This is a genomic window from Bradyrhizobium sp. USDA 4474, assembly GCF_054057515.1.
The window spans coordinates 4,953,230-4,973,218 of record NZ_JBSRZJ010000002.1; the positions used below are offsets into that span (position 1 = coordinate 4,953,230).

The 19,989-nt window shown below is 58.2% G+C and carries 15 protein-coding genes; 6 read left to right on the forward strand and 9 right to left on the reverse strand.

Annotated elements, in window-relative coordinates; genetic code table 11:
* Positions 1 to 497 precede the first annotated feature (497 nt).
* On the forward strand, positions 498 to 2,030 hold the full coding sequence (gene istA / locus ACVW16_RS25045) for an IS21 family transposase (protein WP_456705175.1): 1,533 nt from the start codon (positions 498 to 500) through the stop codon (positions 2,028 to 2,030).
* A gap of 11 nt (positions 2,031 to 2,041) precedes the next feature.
* Entirely contained in the window at positions 2,042 to 2,785 is a 744-nt protein-coding gene (gene istB, locus ACVW16_RS25050; protein ID WP_456763500.1) for an IS21-like element helper ATPase IstB, read from the forward strand.
* Between the two features lie 297 nt (positions 2,786 to 3,082).
* Here the strand turns inward: istB and ACVW16_RS25055 are convergent, their stop codons facing one another.
* The 3 genes from ACVW16_RS25055 to ACVW16_RS25065 form a co-directional block, all read right to left on the reverse strand.
* Positions 3,083 to 4,867 (reverse strand): hypothetical protein, encoded by a 1,785-nt coding sequence (locus ACVW16_RS25055; RefSeq protein WP_456701706.1) that lies wholly within the window; start codon positions 4,865 to 4,867, stop codon positions 3,083 to 3,085.
* A 313-nt stretch (positions 4,868 to 5,180) separates the two neighbouring features.
* Entirely contained in the window at positions 5,181 to 6,572 is a 1,392-nt protein-coding gene (locus ACVW16_RS25060; protein ID WP_456701707.1) for a carbohydrate porin, read from the reverse strand.
* A gap of 704 nt (positions 6,573 to 7,276) precedes the next feature.
* On the reverse strand, positions 7,277 to 7,597 hold the full coding sequence (locus ACVW16_RS25065; RefSeq protein ID WP_456701708.1) for a hypothetical protein: 321 nt from the start codon (positions 7,595 to 7,597) through the stop codon (positions 7,277 to 7,279).
* 73 nt (positions 7,598 to 7,670) lie between these two features.
* On the opposite strand from ACVW16_RS25065, the gene ACVW16_RS25070 reads away from it, so the two are divergent.
* Positions 7,671 to 8,282 (forward strand): hypothetical protein, encoded by a 612-nt coding sequence (locus tag ACVW16_RS25070; protein ID WP_456701709.1) that lies wholly within the window; start codon positions 7,671 to 7,673, stop codon positions 8,280 to 8,282.
* A 363-nt stretch (positions 8,283 to 8,645) separates the two neighbouring features.
* Here the strand turns inward: ACVW16_RS25070 and hemN are convergent, their stop codons facing one another.
* On the reverse strand, positions 8,646 to 9,983 hold the full coding sequence (gene hemN / locus ACVW16_RS25075) for an oxygen-independent coproporphyrinogen III oxidase (protein ID WP_456701710.1): 1,338 nt from the start codon (positions 9,981 to 9,983) through the stop codon (positions 8,646 to 8,648).
* A gap of 1,600 nt (positions 9,984 to 11,583) precedes the next feature.
* Positions 11,584 to 12,300, reverse strand: a complete 717-nt coding sequence (locus tag ACVW16_RS25080) for a sulfite exporter TauE/SafE family protein (RefSeq protein ID WP_456701711.1) — start codon at positions 12,298 to 12,300, stop codon at positions 11,584 to 11,586.
* A 1,482-nt stretch (positions 12,301 to 13,782) separates the two neighbouring features.
* On the opposite strand from ACVW16_RS25080, the gene ACVW16_RS25085 reads away from it, so the two are divergent.
* The gene (locus ACVW16_RS25085; protein WP_456701712.1) at positions 13,783 to 13,968 is read left to right on the forward strand and encodes an autoinducer binding domain-containing protein; all 186 of its coding nucleotides are present in this window, start codon (positions 13,783 to 13,785) and stop codon (positions 13,966 to 13,968) included.
* Positions 13,937 to 14,260, forward strand: a complete 324-nt coding sequence (locus tag ACVW16_RS25090; protein WP_456701713.1) for a LuxR family transcriptional regulator — start codon at positions 13,937 to 13,939, stop codon at positions 14,258 to 14,260. Before ACVW16_RS25085 ends, ACVW16_RS25090 begins: the two co-directional genes overlap by 32 nt.
* Positions 14,261 to 14,598: 338 nt before the next feature.
* Here the strand turns inward: ACVW16_RS25090 and ACVW16_RS25095 are convergent, their stop codons facing one another.
* Positions 14,599 to 15,321, reverse strand: coding sequence for an outer membrane protein (locus tag ACVW16_RS25095; RefSeq protein ID WP_456701714.1), 723 nt, complete (start codon positions 15,319 to 15,321; stop codon positions 14,599 to 14,601).
* 733 nt (positions 15,322 to 16,054) lie between these two features.
* Positions 16,055 to 16,300: a hypothetical protein gene (locus ACVW16_RS25100; protein WP_456701715.1), complete on the reverse strand. Its 246-nt coding sequence runs from the start codon at positions 16,298 to 16,300 to the stop codon at positions 16,055 to 16,057.
* Positions 16,301 to 16,426: 126 nt separating this feature from the next.
* Between ACVW16_RS25100 and ACVW16_RS25105 the strand changes: the two genes are divergently transcribed.
* Positions 16,427 to 16,621 carry a hypothetical protein gene (locus ACVW16_RS25105; protein WP_456701716.1) on the forward strand — a complete coding sequence of 65 codons (195 nt, stop codon included), beginning with the start codon at positions 16,427 to 16,429 and terminating at the stop codon, positions 16,619 to 16,621.
* A gap of 361 nt (positions 16,622 to 16,982) precedes the next feature.
* Here the strand turns inward: ACVW16_RS25105 and ACVW16_RS25110 are convergent, their stop codons facing one another.
* Entirely contained in the window at positions 16,983 to 17,345 is a 363-nt protein-coding gene (locus tag ACVW16_RS25110) for a NolY (protein ID WP_456701717.1), read from the reverse strand.
* Between the two features lie 1,436 nt (positions 17,346 to 18,781).
* Positions 18,782 to 19,900 (reverse strand): branched-chain amino acid ABC transporter substrate-binding protein, encoded by a 1,119-nt coding sequence (locus ACVW16_RS25115; protein ID WP_456701718.1) that lies wholly within the window; start codon positions 19,898 to 19,900, stop codon positions 18,782 to 18,784.
* Positions 19,901 to 19,989: the final 89 nt, after the last annotated feature.

Below are 19,989 nucleotides of genomic sequence, written 5' to 3' on the forward strand. Positions count from 1 at the left end.
GTCCCACGCACGCGGCGTTTGCCTCATGGTGCCGCTTTATCATTGGCTCGCCGTGCCGTGTTCGTGGTGCTGAAACAGGAGCGCGTCGGCCCGCTCGCTGCGCCATGATTTAAGTCGGCGCCCAAGCCTTCTCATAAAAATTATCAAAATACCGCACTTGAATGGCCGGTACTCACGTCAGCTGGTACCATCACGTTTGCTGATACCGCACAAGGAGGAGCGAGCACGCCTGTCTCCAGGATTCCCCCAATTATCCCTGCGAACAGCCTATCGCCTAAATCGATGTGCCCTTTTTGCGGATTCCGATCGATGTCGCCCAGGATTCCGAGATGATCTCGCCCACCATTCCGATTTGAAGTCGCCCACCCGTTCCGAGATGATGTCGCCCACCATTCCGGGATGATGTCGCCCGGGTGACGAGACCTCTTCTGGCTCCCATAGGGTCAACCTTTCGGCTTTGCGAAGGGGGACCCTGGATGCCGACGGAGAGGCTTGCGATGCGCCGTGTGCGCGATGTGATCAGGATGAAGGCGGCTGGGCTGCCGAGCCGCGAGATTGCTCGGCGGATGGGCGCGGCGCCCTCAACAGTGCGGCTGACTATCCGGCGGTTCGAGGCCGCAGGCCTGAGCTGGCCGTTGCCCGACGAACTCACGGACGCGGCCTTGGAGGCCCGCCTGTTCGCCAAGACCGGCAACGGTAACCGGCAGGGTCATCGCCGCATCGCCGAGCCCGACTGGGCGGCGGTGCACCGCGAACTCAAGCGCAAGCACGTGACGCTGTCGATCCTGTGGGAGGAGTACATCGGCGCCGAGCCCGGCGGATACCGGTACTCGCGCTTCTGCGAGCTTTACCGCGCCTGGGAGGGACGCCTGTCGGTGACGATGCGCCAGGCGCACGCGGCCGGCGACAAGCTGTTCGTCGACTACGCGGGCGACGGCGTGCCGGTGGTGGTCGACCGCCTCACCGGCGAGCGGAGGACGGCGCAGATCTTCGTCGCCGTGCTCGGCGCCTCGAGCTTCACCTACGCGCAGGCGACGTGGACCCAGGGGCTCGCCGACTGGATCAGCGCCCATGTTGGCGCCTTCGCGGTGATCGGCGGCGTCCCGGCGCTCTTGGTGCCTGACAACACCAAAGTCGCAGTCATCAAGGCGAGCCTCTACGACCCGCAGATCAATCGCACCTATGCGGAGATGGCCGCGCATTACGGCACGGCCGTCTTGCCGGCGCGACCTCGCAAGCCGCGCGACAAGGCCAAGGTCGAGCAGGCCGTCCTCATCATCGAGCGCTGGCTGCTCGGCCGCCTGCGCCACCGCGTCTTCTACAGCCTCTCCGAGGTCAACGCAGCGATCGGCGAGTTGCTCACCAGGCTCAACGAGGAGCGGCCGATCCGGCGGCTCGGCGTGACGCGCCGCCGGCTGCTCGAGGAGATCGACCGGCCGGCGCTCAAGCCGTTGCCGGCGAGCCCCTACGTGCTCGCCGAGTGGCGGATCCGCCGCGTCAGCCTCGACTACCACGTCGAGGTGGAGAAGCATTATTACAGCGTTCCGCATCGCTTCGCGCGTGCCGAGGTCGAGGTGCGGTTCACCGCCCGCACCGTCGAGATCTTCCACAAGGGCGAGCGGATTACCGCGCATCAGCGCATGAGTGGCAATCACAAGCACACCACCGTGCCGGAGCACATGGCCTCCAGCCATCGGCGCTACGCCGGCTGGACTATCGGGCGTATCCGTCAGGACGCCGCCGCGATCGGGCCGGCAACCAGCGCATTGTGCGACCTCATTCTCGACGAGCGCTCGCACCCCGAACAAGGCTTCCGCGCCTGCCTCGGCATCCTCAGGCTCGCCGCCTCCTATGGGCGCGAACGGCTGGACGCGGCGGCTGCGCGGGCGATCGACATCGGCGCGCGCACCTATGGCTCGGTCAAGTCGATCCTCGCCAACAATCTCGATCGGCGTCCCGCTCACCAGCGCTCCGCGGACGATGCGCCGATCCTGCATGCCAACATCCGCGGACCGCGCTACTACAACTAGGAGACCGTCCCTTGCTCACCCATCCGACCCTCGACCGCCTCAACGCCCTCGGCCTCCACGGCATGGCCAAGGCCTTCGCCGACATCGAAGCCGCCGGTGAGGCTGGCAGCCTCGGTCACGCCGAATGGCTTGCTCTGCTGCTCGAACGTGAAGCCTCGCTGCGGCACGACAAACGGCTCGCCACTCGCCTGCGCTACGCCAAGCTGCGCCAGCAGGCATGCGTCGAGGACATCGACTACCGCACCCCGCGCGGTCTCGACCGCCCGCTGTTCGCCAAGCTTGTCGAGGGCCGTTGGATCGACGACCACGTCAATCTCCTGATCTGCGGCCCGGCAGGCGTCGGCAAGAGTTGGCTCGCCTCGGCGCTCGGCCACAAGGCCTGTCGCGACAATCGCTCCGTGCTCTATCAGCGCGTCCCGCGCCTGTTCGACGATCTGGCGCTCGCCCGCGGCGACGGTCGTCACCCACGCCTGCTGCGCGGCCTTGGCCGTGTCGATCTGCTGATCCTCGATGATTGGGGGCTCGAGCCGCTCGATGCCGGCGCCCGTCACGACCTCCTGGAAATTCTCGAAGATCGCTACGGTCATCGCTCCACCATCGTCACCAGCCAGCTCCCCGTGGACCAGTGGCATCTGCTCATTGGAGATCCCACCTATGCCGACGCCGTGCTCGATCGCCTGGTCCACAATGCCCATCGGCTCGACCTCAGCGGTGAGAGCCTGCGCCGAACCCGGCAATCCGCCCGAAAGACCTGAGCGCTGTGGACATGCCGCTGCGCTTGGACAACGCAACCGCGTTGCCCACATGCCCACAGCAACCGCAGAAGAAGAAAAAAGGTTGAAGTCGCGATTCCAGATTGACCGCGCGGCTTGACCGATGCCAGAGAACCAGCCGGCCAGAACGCCTCGCCGCTGGGCGAGATCAAATCGGAAAGGTGGGCGACATCGTCTCGGAATCCACGGGCGACTTCATATCGGTACGCCTGGGCGACTTCGTCGGAATCCGCACCCTTTTCGAACGCGGACGTCATTCCCTTCCTAAAGCTCCGTTAATTATTCATCATCAAGCAGTCGCCGAAGCTCCCCTGGAGAAAGCCCCTCCGGCTCGAAAGTAAATTCTTCTGGATCAATGGAGACCGGAGGAGAGGAGTGATCGTCCCGTAATCCGTGAAGTGCGTCGTGCAACTCCTTTTCCAGTTGCCGCAGCTCTTCTGGAGGGACGGAGGCTGGCAATTGGCTGGGTGCATCATCGCGAAGGTCGGCCTGAGGGAGCTGCTCCGAACTGAGTGCGACTCGCTCATGGATGAAAGCCGAGGTGGCGGGTTGATCATCACGCCCCTCGGTAAGCTCCTGTGTGTCTTCATCCTCGAGCAGTCGCCGAAACTCCGCGGGAGAGAACTGGTCCAGATCAATGACAAGCGCTTCTGGATCAAAGGAAAACGAGGGGGGAGGAGGATCCTCCGATTGCCGGAGCAGCTCGTTACGCAACTCCGTTTCCAGCTGCTGAAGCTCTTCAGAAGGCGGGGAAACTGGGGAGGGGATGGCATGGTCATCAAGCTGGTCTCGCAGGTGCCCAAGCTGCTCCTGACGAAGCTGCTCTGGATCGACTGCGACCTGTCCTTCGAGGAGAGCCGGGAGAGGTTGATTGTCGTGTCCCTCGTGATGCTCTTCTTGCCGGTTGGCTTCGTACGACGCGTGGTGCTGCGCAGGGGTGCTGTCGATGCGTGTCAGGTGTGCCAGTAAACCGGCTTCGGGATTGATGCGCGTCACGTTCTGGAGGGAAGGATTGAGCTTAGCGCGACGCCCTGGACGCACGATGGGCATGATGGCCCCCGTCGACCGAAAGGTCCGCAGATGCTCTAATGCTCTAACGAGACTGTTACTATCAGAGGCACCGCTGAACTCGCGCACGTCACTGCCATCGCTCAGCGATTTGCCGCCCAGCCGAGCAACAATGCTTGGTTTGCTTTTTGCGAAGAGCCAACGGCTATAGCCAAGAAGTGAACCTGCATGCTGCTTCGCCGTACTGGCCGCCGCGCCACTCTCAATAAGCGCTTTCTCAAGTCTGAAGATATCGGCAGCATCTTCGGGGTAAAGAGGCCGCTTGTCCCATCGTCCCCGAATTATGACGCCCGTTGAGGCGACCGGCATTGCTCCGCCACTTTCTCCTGAAGCGGCGCTTGCGCTCGGTTTCCGATATACCTGAACTTCTTGCGGATCGTTCAGCGTCCTTTGTCTTTTAGCTGCTCTCGATTGAGCTGTGTCATCTTCATAATTGACGGGGACCTCCTCGCTAGCCAGAAGATTGCTCCGGGCACGTGGATCCATCGCCTCGTCCGGGAATTGCTGGGCATGCTCAGATGCGTCCTTAGCTGAGGGGAGCGCGCGCGGTCGCCCACGAGAAACTAAATGACCGGAATCATGATAGGCTCGAAGGACGCTTATGCCTGTCTTCATGAGGGCGTCCTTCGGAAAGTAAGTATCTCGGTGATTAAGCAGGGATTGGTGGTCCTTTAGATCAGTTGTTTGGCCACGGGCGCGGAAATCATCCGCGAGTCGACAAAGTGCCTGAGTATAGAGCCTGACCGTGTTCGTTTGTGGGTTCTTCTCATCTACATATCGAGCAATCGCCTTGTCGATCAGGTCCCGGTCCTCTGTAGATAGATGGGGATAGGAGCTTTCACCGGCGACAGGAGCGGGTTCGACCTGCTTTGCCTCAGCCAGGTGCTGCTCAAAGCGATCTTTTCCAAACTGGCTCGTCTGCGGCTCTTGCGAGACTGCGTGCTGCACCTGCGACCAATCTGGCAAGTTAAATGCGTCATATTCTTGCGGGTCCACGCTAACCTCACCTCTAGGATCACCTGAACAGGTCTGCCTAGTCGGGTAAGCTTTCGAGAACCTGACGTGACCATGATTCCGCGCGGAGCGTTGTTCGCGGTGGCCAACCGCGGAAATGACGCGTTTGGAACCAGGCTCTTCTAGAACACTGCCTCGGCCTTCCTAGGATCTATCTCTTTTCCATAGGTTCTTATAGCTGGCGGACCCTAACAGGCTGGTCTGGCACAGATGCAGTTGGTCCCTTCACAATATCGCGAAGCCTCAATTCCCATGCAGCACGTGATGGTTGAATCAAAATGACCGTTTGCGATGATCAGAAGAATATCAACGTAGATACCAACAGATTGAGGGCGTGTTCAGTTTGGGGCGTGTGGGTGATGCTTGTGGGGTTATGAACGTATGATAGTCCCACACCGGCATATATTCCTGGAGCAAGATGGGCCGTATATGTTGCGGTAATTGCTGTGGTATCGCGATGCGCAAGCCGGCCTCCAGCCAAGGCTACATCCACCGCAAATTTGCTCCAGCTCGTGTTGCTAGCAACGAGCGCAATCAGATCGCTGGATCGACTGTCAAATGCGCCCCTCGCGTAAAGGCGAAGCTCATAATACCGGCTGATTCTATTCAGGTCCGCCGGAGCTCCCATAATGGAGAAGCCGCCGTAGATGCCTCGAGATGGGGTCCCATCTGCGTCGTTTTGCCAGAACTGCCTGTCCGCAGCGATGTAGTGAAAGTTATTCCCGTCTTCACTCCGCCGCGAGGGATCCGTCAAACTTGTGTACCGGCTGCTGTTGAAACCAACGCCCGCCCGCAGCCATGTGTCCGGTACGCCGGAAGCTGCCTTGCTCTTGTAGCCGGCTTCATCAACGAGAAGAATGCCCGCATGGGGCGTGCTCCAGTTCAAGCCCGTGGGATTTTCCGTTATCTGCACATAGGGACCATCTGGGCTAATCGAGCGCTGGACGGAGACCTTGTTGTATAAGCGGGGGTCAAAATTGTACTTCAGGTTGACCGCAGGCGTCGGTGCGGCATTGGTGCTCATGCCTGCCTGTAACAAGGCGGCCATGTTCGATCCTGTAATCCCTCCGAACAGGGTGCCGGCGAATTCATTTTGGTTTCTGAGGTAGCCAAGTTTTAGCTCTACGGTCCTGTCGAAGAAAGTCTGATAGTAGGCGAGCGTGTTGAGACCAACTCGATCTGGACCCGGGCGATCCCACGTCGAGTATTGCTGCTCGACCCCTAGGACGATCTGTCCGTCGGAAATGCCAAATCGGCTGAGATCGTAGGTCACTATCATAAAGTTTGCCGACGCGAAGGTCGGATTCTGGCCCATGTAAAGCTGGTTTGCGATAGTGCTTCTGGCGGCATTCGGCAGCAGGTTGTTTGCAAAGCTGTTCTGTGTCCAGCCGATGTAGCCGATTCCGACATCTGCAAGCGCCGATCTGACGCCGCCTTTGTCTTGATCGATCGTGTCCGCAGGGCCAGGTATGTTGAACCACAGTCCTTTTTCACGCAGATTATCGTACCTTGCAAAGTCGATGGTCGTTTGCGTGCTTGTCTGGGTAGGCCTGTCCGCATTAGCGCGCTTTTCGAAGGGCACACCGGAACTTGGTGCTGGCGCCGGGACAGGAGAGCTGATTTCCCGGTCGACCCGGAACTTTTCAACGTGGTCAGAAGCCTCTCGTCGTCTGCTGGCCTGATCCACTGGGTGGTTACTGGCATCAACCCCGCTCGCTCTTTGTGCAAGTACGGAATTGTTGAACAGACAAGCCGTCACCGAAACTGCGATAGCAAGCCCACGTTGGTTTCGCCTTCGTTCTAAATTGAAAGAATGTGCGGCCGCCGCGGAGCATCTCGGTGGCAAAGTCGTCTCAAGAAAGCAGTCAGGCACAGCGTACGTCGGTTCCATCTCTGCCAGCCATGAATAGATCGCGGCGAGGCCTGACTGGCCAAGAGTAAACCTCTTAGCGCTTTCGCGTCCGAGGGCTCGCAAGACGCGGTAGATCTCGATTTTTCCAATCAGAGCCGCTCACGCTTTGCAAAGCTGTTAGCTCGGGGGGGCATGGACCAGGATCGCAACCGTGCTTATGGCGCCGGTGGGCCGAGAGCGCGCCGCGAGCGTTGGCTTGTCAATGCTAACAACGAGCGCGAGGCTGTCACGGGCACAAAAGGCTTGCGAATGTCCATTTGCTCCCCCTGGCTCAGGCGCGATTTTGGCGGCGAGGCCAGGCTTTACAAAGCACCTCATTGGTAATTGTCGCGGAACACGATACAGTCGCCAAGCTGGCGGAGCAGCCGTCGAAGTTGCGCATCCGGCAATCCCAGCTGTCTGGCCTGCCGGCCAGGCGGCCGGAGCGATCGGGAATAGAGCAGCTTTCGCGACTACCTGCGAGCAAGTTGCTGGCTCTCTCAGTGCCGGTGTTGCGGCAAAATCTGTGTTGCATCCGATTTCTCGACGTGCGCGCGTTCGTTGGTCACGCTTGCCATGTATCCGTCGCCTCGAACAACCCGCCGAAATTGGTAGTTGAACAGTAACGATGATAGCTGGTCCAATCTGACATTGCGGCTCAGCCGCTCACCCGTGGCGGCTATTTTGATGTGCCGGATGAAGTTGCTGATGTCGTCAAGGCGCAAGGCGAGGCTGAGCAATCTGCCGGGTTCTTCGTCTGAATGATAAGAAAACGCTGCGCCATCAACCTGCGAGACCCAATCTTCGAGGGATGAGCGCAAACTGCGCCGTTGCCTAAAAGGGGTAAAATGAAAGCAGGAGCAGCCGGCCAGGAGTTCGCCAAGATTTCTTATTGTGGACGCTGGCAGCTCATTGAGCGCTTCTGAATCGCAGGCCGTTGATCGTCAAAGAAACCTGCTGGAATCGGATGTTGAGCGAGGAACAATGGATGTGAGTGATCCAGCTGCGCCTTCGGACTTGCGGCCGCTCTTGCACAGTCCGTCAAGACGAAATCTCGCAGTGTTTTTTGTGCTGCCGGTTCTCCTCGCTTGCTCGTGTGCTTCGGGAGCTTGGCTTTGGATTAACCTTGAGCAGTTCGGTGAGACGCCGGAAGTCCAGGATGTCGCTTCAACGATGAGTTCGCCCCCAGGGGACAGGCCTCTCCTGTCGGAGATGAGGTGGGCACAACAGAAAGCTGACGATGAGATCGTGATACTCAACCGCCAGTTCGATGCGCTGCGTGAGGACTTGAAAGGAATCCTGGATCAGATCAGCATGTTAGCCTCGCGAATAGATTCGCTGCAAAGTTCAACACCTCTGCCTCCTGCTGCTCCTGTGCCGCCTTTGCCGAAAGCCCGCGCTGTTTCAAGCGGCACCACGAAAGGCTTCGGCCGGCCCAAACCAGAAGGGCCTGTTTCTGTCGGAGGAGCGCCAGTGGTCGCAGGACCGAAGAAAGACGAGCCGTGAGGTCGAGACCGCTGCAGGCGTACCCGCTTCCAGCTGCCCCCGAGGAGGGCCATGCTTCGCAAAGCTGCGCCGATCGCAAATAGCGAAAGCTGAGGTGGTGCCGGCGTATCGTGTCGGAGTTTGATCACGATAGAGATCCTCTGCCGTAGCGGGCAGAGCCTTCCTCGAGGGTAGACCGCAGCGCCCCCATGCACTTCGTTTTCAATCGGCTCTCCTCTCATCAGCTCTCGCCAGTTTCGAGGCCATACCTGAAAGCCTCGTCATACCGCGCATCCTCGAGATCTGGCCTGTCTGCCCGGACGCGCTTGTTGGATCTCTCCATCGCAAGTAGCGTTTTGGATGTAGTCTGCTTACATGCGTGGCTTAGGTAATAGGAATACGATCGAGACAAGTGTCGAATGCGGCAGCAACTGCACGAATGACAAACCTATGCTCCTGCTTGACCCGAATAAATCCATCTTCAATGTCCACGATCCCATCTTTGGCAAGCATGCCTAGGCGGCCTGCAGAATCGAGGAGGAAAGCCGGATCAAATTCGTGAGCAGCGCAGATCGCTGGTATGTCGGCCTGCAAATCGCACATCAGACGCTCTATAATCGCGGCGCGAAGGCGATCTTCTGCGGACAGACAGTAGCCTTTTGAAGTGGCCAGGCGGCCGGCCTGAATGTGTTCCTGATACGAAGTGGTCGACATCTCGTTCTGAACGTAACCCTCACGCAAACGGCCGATGGCGGACGGACCTAAGCCGATCACCGTCTTGCAAGTGTCAGCCGAATAACCGAGGGAGTTGCGGCGCAGTCGACCAGCTTTCTGCGCCAGCGCGAGCTCGTCGCCGGGTAGAGCGAAATGGTCGAGCCCGATCTGGTGGTAGCCGGCCGAGACCAGCGTATCTGCGATGGCCGCGGCTTGCTCAGCGCGGGCAATATTATCCGGCAGCGCCGTCTCGTCGATGTGGCGTTGACGTTTCATATAGGAGGGGACGTGAGCGTAGCCAAAGACCGCAAGCCGGTCTGGCCGCATTGCCAGTACTGTCCGCGCGGAGGCTACGCAGGACCGCACCGTCTGATGCGGTAGCCCGAAGAGAAGGTCGAAATTGATGCGTCTAATCCCATGCTGGCGTAGACTGGCGACGAGGGAAGCCGTCACCTCCTCGCTCTGCACGCGGTTGACAGACCTTTGAACCACGGGATCGAAGCTTTGCACGCCGATGCTCGCGCGGCTGACCCCGGCCGCTTGTAACGTTTCGACCATCTCGGCCGTGAGTCGACGCGGATCGATTTCTATGGCAATGGTAGTTGTATTGTTGAACTGAAAACGGTGGCGTAGGAGTTCCATCAAGGCGAGAAAATCGCAAGGTGCAACGGTGGTCGGCGTCCCACCGCCGAAATGCACATCGCTCACCGGCAAAGCGCTCGGCACTTGCTCTGCGACCAAGCCTATCTCGTCCCACAGTGCTGCCAAATAGTTGCGAAGCGGTCGCTTGCTGCGCGCAAGGCTGGTAGGGAAGCCGCAATACCAACAAATAGAGCGACAGAACGGAACGTGGATGTAGAGCGATACAGGGTCGTCGGGCAGCAGCCGAGACAGCCATGTTGCACAAGTGTCAGCGCCAACTATCGCGGAAAAGTCCCGGGCGGCCGGGTAGATCGTATACCAGGGCAGGCGAGCATCGCAATACTTGTTCAAAAGAGAGGTCTGCAAGTCCTAACTTTCCCATGCTCAGGTAAGCACAAAGCTGACAGATCCTCTCTCCAATGTCTTTGCGTTATGTCAAACGGGCGTCGTGGGCCGAACCAGAACTTCGCAACGTTGCGATGCCTAAGTGTCGGCAGAAGCGTTCGATGGACGTGAGGATGTCGTCTGGGGATTCGGTCCACTTGAATCGCAAGGGATTGGCATTGTGATAACTGATGAAGTCCAGAATGCCCGTGCGCACGGCCTGGGACTCTGCGATAGACGCCAAGCCGCATCTTCTTGTCGGTGATGAGCGCGAGGAAGCGCTCAACCGGAGTGAGCCAGGACAAACTGGTCGGTAGGAGCTCAATATGCGAACACAGCCGTTTCGCGAGCCAGCTGCGGATCAGTGGGGCGTTGTGTGGCGAGTCGTCAATGAGGAGATGGACATTGCGTCCGCGCGGGATGGCGGCCTCGATCGCGTCGAGGGACTTGGCGAATTTGCGGCACGGTAGCGGGAATAGCATTTGCCGATGACCTTGTCCGTTGCAATGTCGAGCGCCGCGAAGAGCGAGTCGTCAGACGCTTCAGGCCCGTCAGCTTTTCATCAGCAGTCACGCGTAGCAGGTAATCTCTGCTATTTGAGTTTCCTAAAAAGGATGAGGCCGCCTCGAAATGTTGTTGATTGCCGGCAGTCCCGCACAATTATCGCTTGGACCGATGTGCTGGCGCACGAGTCGTTGAGCGTAGACTTGCCTTCAGAATAGCCAGGTGGCACGAGCAACGCTCGCAGCGTTTTCGTGACATCGCCAGTCGCCGTGGTCGGCTCCCGACCGTCGAACGCGCGCCTCCTTTTGAGGCGGACGTGATATGGATGATAATCTCCATGAGAGTGCGAGTAGCGTCACAGTACAACGTGACGCAACGTGCGATTCAAGTCCTTTGGCACAGCGCACGAAGATAAGTTTGATCCAGTATCGAACACACAAGCCTCAATTCTGCCACGCTAGTTGTTTCATTGCCGCAAGCATCATCACGGATGTACTGATGATGTTGGGGCGACCCCAGCGCACTTTCCGTCCACGGCGAAGTGCGTCGGGGCGCTTTCGTTAGGCGGCGGCGTCTCGTTCCTGCCCGATGCGGTTCACACACCCGCAACGACTGTGAACGTCTTGCTAATTGCAAGAGGAGACCGTCCCGAATGTCTTCAGAGGCGAGACTATCTGCGATATTCGATTCTGCTTCACAGCTGGGTTGTTTTCGTTCTGACATTGCCTTTGTAGGCATCGCTCGCTGCCACGTTACGTGGCTCAACAAAGCTCATGATGTCGGGTGACTTGAGGTTGAGGCTATTTGACGCGCTATTCCGAGGCGAAGCATCCTTCGGCTCTGCACACGGCCAGCGAAGCGCTCATTACTCGAAAGCCTGCAGCCGAAATCGCTGAGGTGAAAGGCGCCCTCAAGTTGTAACCTCTTTCCAAGAACAGATTTTCGTGATCGCGTGAGTCAGTTTTCGGAGCTAGGAAAGACACTCGGACCAGACCCCGCTGCGGCCTCCATCATCGTGCCTGCCGATCTGACCGCGCAGGACCTGCTGCCAATCGCACTAAAGATAGAGTTGAGACTTTCAAGCAAAAACCAACTGGACGCCGGCAATGAGCAGAACCGTCACGAGAATAAAGTTGATTCCTGTCGCGTCCAGCCATTTCAGGCTGATTATCGTTCCAGCGACTGCCCCCGCCAACGCTGAGATCGCGTAAATGGCCAAATCTGGCGAGGGAAATTGCCCGGCGAAAAGGGCTCCGACGAAACCCACTGTGGAATTGGCCAAAATAAAGGGCGGTGATAGCGCCACGGTCTGCTTCGGTGACGCCCAATTCAGTGCGATGAGCAGCGGGGCGAGGAACACTCCGCCTCCCACCCCAGTCAGCCCGGAAACGAGGCCTAAGACCGCGCCAATGCTCACGCTCGCCCGCAGCGGAGTTTCGCGAGCGCGGCCAGCAGCTCGTCCCCGCTGCGTGATCATCGCTGCGCTCGCCAGAAGAAGAATGAGCCCCGTCAATGTTCTGTACATATGCTCACCGAGCACAATTAAGCCGCCGACGAGGGACGTCGGCATCGAGGAAAAGAGAAGCGGGCGCAGGATTGCCCACTCAACGACCTTGTTGCGGTTGAGGAGCCAAGTAGAATAAGTCGCGACAACAATGTTGAGACCAAGTGCCGTCGGGCGCATCTCTGTCGATGACATCCCAAACCATGCCATTAGGGAGAGGAACGCAGTGCCACCAGCCTGGCCAACGCTCGCATAGAGCAGTGAGATGATCGCGATGAGCAGAGAAGCCATGCTTCACCGATCTTGGCGGTGATTTTCGTCCTTTTCCATCAAGCTCATCATAATTCCTCCTTTAGGTGCGGCCGAGTTGTATTTGGCTCGAGGGATCCAGGCGAACTTCGCCGACACGCGCGGCTGGAACTGCAGTTGGTTCAAGTTCCTGGACGAGTGCCATGTGTGGATCGGCCCATCAATTGCCGACGTTGGCACTTGACCAGGCCGTAATGGGATTGCGTTAAGGTCCTAAAAAGGCGGGGCTTGAGGCGGCCGGCCGCAGTGAGCTGCCGAGGTGAAGTGCGGTGTAGCTCGCTTGCTGTCGCATTCCCTCGCAATGTCATGAATGCTTCGAGGTACCTACGTTGTACCCAACCGTCCGCGTTCGGAGCGAGTTCTGCGACGCCTGATTTTAGCAAGCTGATAGTTGGTATGGCATTTGCTGGTGCGTCTGGCCCGGGTCATCTCCCTGCTGGAGAAGCGCATGCACAGTGTCCTCTGCATCAAGCAGATCCCGCGTGTACGAGTAGCTCTCGTTGCGCCTGTAGCATGGCCCGCTTCTGAGCGTTCGGCTTTTTCGCGCCTGCCACGCCGGGCGGACCCAATGAGACGCCGTACAATGATGCGAAAAAGATGTCTTGTGCCTTGGCTATTCCGTGTTGCTCATCGATCGCGTTCGCGTCGCCGCCACAGGGCGGTGGATGAGCGAACGCCATGGTGATTCGCAATATAGGTAAAAAAGATGGCGTTCCTGTTGTCATCGTCTAGAAGCAAGGTCTTGATACGGACAAGGGGCGGGTCGAGTCCCGCATCGCCATGCGCATGCTCTACCTTACCTATATCGCGCGATTTTCGAGCACAGGATCTTCTCGTGCCATTCAAGACTACACGAGCCTCATCCGAGCACGATTAAATTCTATCCTCATGCGAGCTAAACAGGGCCTCGGGTCTTGCGGTTAGTACTGCTTGGTCCTTGTTCCAGGCGCAGTCCGCAGCCTCCCACGTTCTATCATTGCCGCATGAGTAAGGTGGGCGCATCGCTTAGTCCTCATCGACGGCAAACCTCAACAAAACGGGCGGCAGACGATGATCTCCGATTTTGTCTGTTCGCTATCGGCGACCTGGACCGATCACTTCATCGCTCGCCTCGAAGCAGGGATGATGGCGATATCTCGGCTCCCTGACCATGCGATCAGGCAAGCGCCGGCAGCAGAGCGCCGAGTGCGGCGAATGGCGTCTGAATCTGGCGAGCGATCGCACTTCGACCTCTTCAGCTTCACCGAGTGCACGAACCAGACGCATTCCCTCAGGGCGCCGTTCGAGTTACTTGTGCGCTGTGCCGGCAAGGAAGGGTTCACTGAAGTCGGCCTACGGCGCTCTCAACGTCGTCCAGGCAATCGGGCTAGAGGACTGTCCACCTCCGATATGGCTGTGAAGTGGCCGCCACCGCTAATTTAAGCGCAAGTACCACACTATCGTCCAGTGGTCCGGCGGACGCCGATGCTTTCGCGACCGTTTTTGTGGGATCACGTCGCCGAACACCATCAACTTCAACCGGATGAGAGACGCGTCCTGGAGGAGGCGAGAGAGGCGGGCCTGAAGCATGGCATGAGCGTGCCTGCCGTTGTTTGGCCCGTTGGGTCGGATATCTGTGGTGTCGTTTGCATGGGACTTCGACGATGCTGATCCTCAGGGAGCGCATCGGGCATCTGAACACGCTCGCCTGTCTGATTCACGCGCCTACAGCGAGATCGCTCGTCCTCGCAGTACCTTTTGCGAGAAGAAAGTGACGCTCTCGAAGCGGGAGCTCAGTTGTATGCGGTGGGTCGCTGAGGGAAAATCGTCCTGGGAAATTGGGATGATCCTAGGAATCCGCGAGAATACAGTCAATTTTCCTGTCAAGAACACGATGCCAAAACTGGGTGCTGACAGCCGGATTCAAGCAATCGCCATGGCTATTCGCCTTGATGTTCTTTGAATTCGATTGAGCGACGATCGCTGACCGGCACATCTTTGCCTTCCGGCTTCAGGCGAGTTGAGCATCGTCACGAACTCGCAGATACAGTGCTCTTGGACAAGTCGGCTATCTCGCGCTGACCGAGGTTCTTGGACTTTCGTAAAGCCGATGGGCAGTGGAACGGGCGCAGCGATTTGCCTCACGAGTTGGGCGTGACGGCCTCACTCTATCTCGCGGGCGACCATTTGCTCAAATAAGCTCGCAGCTGTGGCTCTGGAACTGGGGCCGGAGAGGAGCACTTGAGGAAAGAACCCCGACCGCGGGTCGGGGTCCCGATTCATGCAAGTGCGTGGGGATCTTTATCGGGCAAACGGCGCGCCAAACTTGTAGTTAAGCCGAGCCGTGATGAGGTCGACGTCCTGATGCACGCGATCGGTGCCAAGTGCCGCTGGGAAGCTGATGTTGCTGCGCTGCATGAACAAGTGGTTATACTCGACGCCAGCTGACCAGTTCGGCGTGAGGCTGACTTCGGCGCCGGCGCCCAGCACGCCTCCCCAACGCACATCATCGTTTTTGCCACCCGCACTGGTTGTCGCCGAGTTGACCTGATAGGTGTTGCTGGTCACCGCAGCACCGCCCTTGCCGTACACTAGCACAGAGTTGAATGCGTATCCGATATGGCCGGTGAGTAGACCGAATGCATCTGTCGTGGTGCCAATGGTGTTTGCCGGGAAGGCGGTGCTAACATTGGAGCCTTTGAAGTCCGCCCAGTTGCCCTGACCTTCGATGCCATAGACCATGTTGAAGATGTGCCAACGATAGCCGATCTGGCCGCCAAAGGTGCCGCCAGCCGAATCATGACAGCCTTCGGAAGTGACGCCATTGAAATCCCAGCAATTGCGGCTCGTTCCCCAGCCACCATTGACGCCGACATAGTAGCCGGACCAATCGATGACTGGGGCTGCGACCGCCACCGGTGCCGCCTTGACCTTGTTAGGCTGCTCGGCCAAGTCCGCGCCGAATGAGGGAGCGGCCGCACCAAGTGCGCCGATGCTGGCAGTCAGAACTAGAATCTTTTTCATTGCAGTGTCGTTTCCTTTCGGTGCCCCCAGCGGCGTGCGTTTAACAACATGAACGCGAATTGCTGTAACTGCCGCACAACATGTCTTGGAAAGAAATGTGCGCAATCGCACGCCACGTCAGGTTGCGCGGCGCGCAACTCGCCGCTGCTCCGCTCCTAACGCGACGCTGTGGCTCGGCAGCGATCGCGTCGAGGCTTCGTCGCATAGGATCGTTAACCATGATCTGCGAGGCAGAGCGGCGGTGTCTGGCTCCATCTGTCGCAAGGGACGCCAACAGGCCGCGCCTAAAATGCCGGCCCGATGCGCGCCAACGCGATGCTTCGGGCAACACGGTCATGCTATCGCTCTTAATCGGAGCTGCGCGATGCCGACCGACCGCGCGCGCAATCGCCGGGTCGGGAAAGCCATTGCGGCTAGATATTGCTCTTTTAGTTGCGCAAAGTTGTGCCGAGCTCAGGGGTAGGAGAGAAAACGGTGATCGGTTTCCTGACGCCAGCGAATACCAGTGCGGCCGGCGCCTCTCATCGTCGACCCGGCCTGGTGTTCAGCTTACGGGTCTCGAGTCGGCAGATGAGGTGCAGAGGTAATAGCTTTTCGGGAACGTTCTCATCAACGAAGATGCACATGAGGAGAGCAAAGTTTGCTCGAACGCGCGCTGACCCGGTTGTTCTATCGCATTGCGCCTCTGAATGCGATGACATCAAATCGTCTCGACGCTAAAGGTGAAAGCGCCTCATTTCTGGCTCGACGGCGCCAATTCAGCCCGCAAGTTGCGTATCGCGTCGTTTGCCAGATTTAGAGTATTCCGTTCGCCGTTTTTTACCGAACATTCGAGGTAAGTGCGCAGCCGGCTATAAAGGACGGCCCTGAGATTATGTGCTAACAAGGGATCCGTCTCAACAAAGCTCCATGCCTTGTCCAATGCGGCGCTCACGACGGCGTCTGGCACCTGCGCGTGCTGGGAAAAGATCTGATCCATCTCAAACATTCCTCGACATCTTGAAACAGAGAAAGCTGACATTATGCAGCGTGCGTCAGCAAGCAGGGCGTCAGCCCGGCAGACTTTCTATCGAGCTGCTCTCGATGCTTTATGGAGAGCATATAGATGCTTGTTGAAAGTCCGATGACCGAAGGTCGCATCGCCGCGCCGAAATCGGACGAATTCGGAAAAATAGATAATCAAAATGCGGGTCATTGTTCATTGGTTGCCGGAGTGGTCCTGTTGGTCGGCATCGGTCAAAAATCACGAGATGTAGCTGCTCTTCATGCCGGAGCATCGGCACCAAACAGTCGCGATTGAAGCCGAGCAATGCGAAAATGGACAGGGCTGGTCATTTCTCGCGCTGCAGCCAAGAAGCGTCCAAACACATTGGCGCTGGTGATATCCGCTGCGGGATCATGTAAGCGTGTTCTGGATCCGCCGTGTCGGCTTTCTGACATAACTAAATGACCCATCGACGTTTTACTCACCCAGCCTATGCTTCTGCCCTGTGTGTGTGGCGCTTGTTCCAGGTCAGTCGCCTACACAGGGAGCGCGATGCAAGGGCAAATGCGATGCTCTCGAGAGGGCTCTTTGCCACTCGCGAAAGAAGCGGTGGCCGTTCGCTTCCGGGCTCAAAACAGAGCGAGCGGAGGGGAAGCCGGCACATTCGTAATAAACCTCAGTCCACTGCTGCACGTGAAAAAATGAGCTTGGCGATCGTCATTCGATTGGCGGAGGTTCGTAGCGCTTCCGGCAAAGCCGCCACAGTTTGATCAAAAAGGCGTCCCAAAACCCGGAGCTCCTCGGGGTAGTAGACACCGCGGTCTCGCGACAGTCGCATTTGTCCGCCGCCGGATCTGGCATCGCCAAGCTGGACGAGCTCCAGCTCCGCCGCAATCATTTGACTTATGAGCGCATTGAGCAGTCGGATCGCTTCAAGCTCGTCGCCTTCTTCGCGCATGAGTCCCGCCACGATGTCGAGTTGCAGATCGATCCGATCCTCGAGATGCTGTATGCGTGAATTGGAAGGGTCAAGTTCCACGGTATTTCTCCAAAGTAGTGAATGCAACGCAGGCTGACTAAAGGTATCGTTTTGCGTACGCCAAACGGCGGAAGCTCCGCTGGACAAATGAATGCTGCACGGCAGGTGTGCCGGTTTTCTAGAAAGGGGGCGCATAAGTGCCGCCAACGATCCAGGGGAAAACGAAAACTGTTGATGGCTAGCGATTTGAACGTATTGCGAGCCATCCAGCGCGCTCCGCAACAGCAGTGACTCCGTTCGGGGCCATGCAGCCGATTGTGACGCTTTGGCCGCAGGCCGCGATGACGGTGTCGGATAGCTGACGCTACCGGCCTGGTCGGAGCGAAAAGTCCAGCCCGCACCGGTGCAGAGGGCAGTTCAGCTGCCCAAGCTCTATGCTGCAGAGCATTTACCATTGCCGAACAGTTTGCCTGAGAGCTGACTTCGCGGAGCCATCAAGTATCATGCCAAAGGGATGGCCACGATGTTAGAGATTGCGCGGCTGGCTAAGATCGGACCTCGCACTGCATTCGCCCCCACATGTCTCGCTGCCAGGCGATGCTCGACGCAGCCGCGATAGACGTGAGCTGGACTGCGACCAAGCTGAAAAGGATCCATTAACACGCGACATTCGTGAGCTGTGCCTTCCGTAAGCCGGCGGCCGACTTATGCGGTGTTAGGCTCGAACTAGTAAAATCGAAAGTGTTGATGGAATGCATCCAGTTCGTTGATAGCGCAGCTATCTCAACTGCCTTGATGGGAAACCGGTCAATGGGTGTTTCCGGCTGTCTAGCCTTGGCAAGCATAAGAGATATCGGCAGATTGCTGATCCGCTGTTGGCGGGCCATGAGTGAGAGGGCAAGAGATAGCAGCGAATCGTTTTGACGAATCCCGAACTCTGAGTAGTCCCAGACCGAAGTGGGAGACGAGCAATCTCGGCAACTTCTATCCGGCAGCCCGGCTGCTCCCACTACCCTGGTATAGGCTAGGTAGTCTGTCCGACTGCGTCATACCGTCCCTCTCTCACTCGATCGTGGATCACAGCTTATGATCGAGAAAAGAGAATACGTGGATACTGAATCTGACAGCAAGCGCCGATTGCATCCAGCTAAGCCCGTGCTTGACCATAAACATGTGAGCTTCGCTCTTCCTATCTTGAACCTGGAATCACTCGGCCGCAGAACGATCATGTATTCAAACCCGTAGAAGGACATGGCCACCTTCAGAGACCCTATGACTGGGCGGATCACGCAAAGGGGGCTGCTATTTGTCTATCATCGGACGTAGCACCTCTGTCTGGTCAGGGCTGGGTAGCTCTGCGAGTGCGGCAGCGAGCGCGAAAAATGCTCCGAGAGCGACGAGTATAAAGCAGCCAGCGAGTATCGCTGCGAAGACCTTCTGAGAGCGTTTTGTCATTCGCGAGATGTCTCGCTTCGGGCGCCGGCTTTGCATGAGAATCAGTGCTCCTTGACCCGTTCAACATGGCCGTTGCGCCATCGATAAACGAAGAATCCAGAGGCCGAGTTGTCGCCCTTTTTATCGAACCGGACCTGCCCAACTACAGTATCGATCGGCCGTGAACGGAGCGCGCTGGCGACGCGCGCAGCGTCGAAGGAGCCGCTCCGGTTCACCGCTTCTGCCCAGGCTTGCACAGCTGCATAGGCGTATAGCGTGTAGCCTTCAACGGACAGGCCGGAAGCTTTGAGACTGGCGGCCACTGCGGCCGCGTTGGCATCCCCAGCGGGGTCAGCCATGAAGGTAAACAATGTGCCATTCCCAGCGCTGCCGGTGATGGCCCAGAACTCGGAGCTCATTAGCGGATCGTTGGCCATGACTATGAAGTTTGCGTTTGCTTCCGACGCCTGGCGTGCGAACAATCCAATTTCAGTGTGGTAGCCGCCGATATAGGCGACGCGCACCCGATCCTTCTTCATTCTTGAAACCAACGCTCTGAAGTCCTTTTCACCGGCAATATAGCTTTGCCGGCTGACTTGTCGCCCGAACCGATGAAGCTGGGCTTCGACCACGTCGGCAATACCCTTGCCAGCCGTGCTCTTGTCATCGAGCACCGCGATGCTCTCGTTGGGGTGGTTCGCCTGAATGTAGTCGGCGGCAACGATTCCCTGTCGGTCGTCGCGGCCGCAGATCCGAAAGACAGTTTCGAGCCCGCGCTCCGTCAACAGAGAACTTGATGAGCCTGGTGATACCTGAACGATGCCTGCTTCGGCATAGACGTCGGAGGCCGGGATCGATGAAGCGGAACAAAAATGGCCAACCACCAACAGAACCCGCTCTGTTGCGAGCTTATTCGCGACTGCGACAGCTTGCCTTGGGTCGCAGGCGTCGTCAACGACACTCAGTACGACCTTGGCATGGTCGGGAAGTAGGGCCGAAGCATTTATGGCCTCGACTGCCGCAGCCGCCCCATCGCGCATTTGCGCGCCGAACGTTGCGCTGCTTCCAGTCATTGGGCCGGCCACCGCAATCTTTATTTCAGAGCCGCGCGCGAAGGGAGAGGCAAACGCGCAGAAGAGAAGCGCTGCTCTCGCAATAGAGGCGGGCCGCATATTTGACATTCCGATGGTCACCTAAAGTAAAACCGCATGTACTTGTGACCAGACGCCCCTGGTCGAGGTCGCTTGCCGAGGCAAACGTTCGTTAGTTC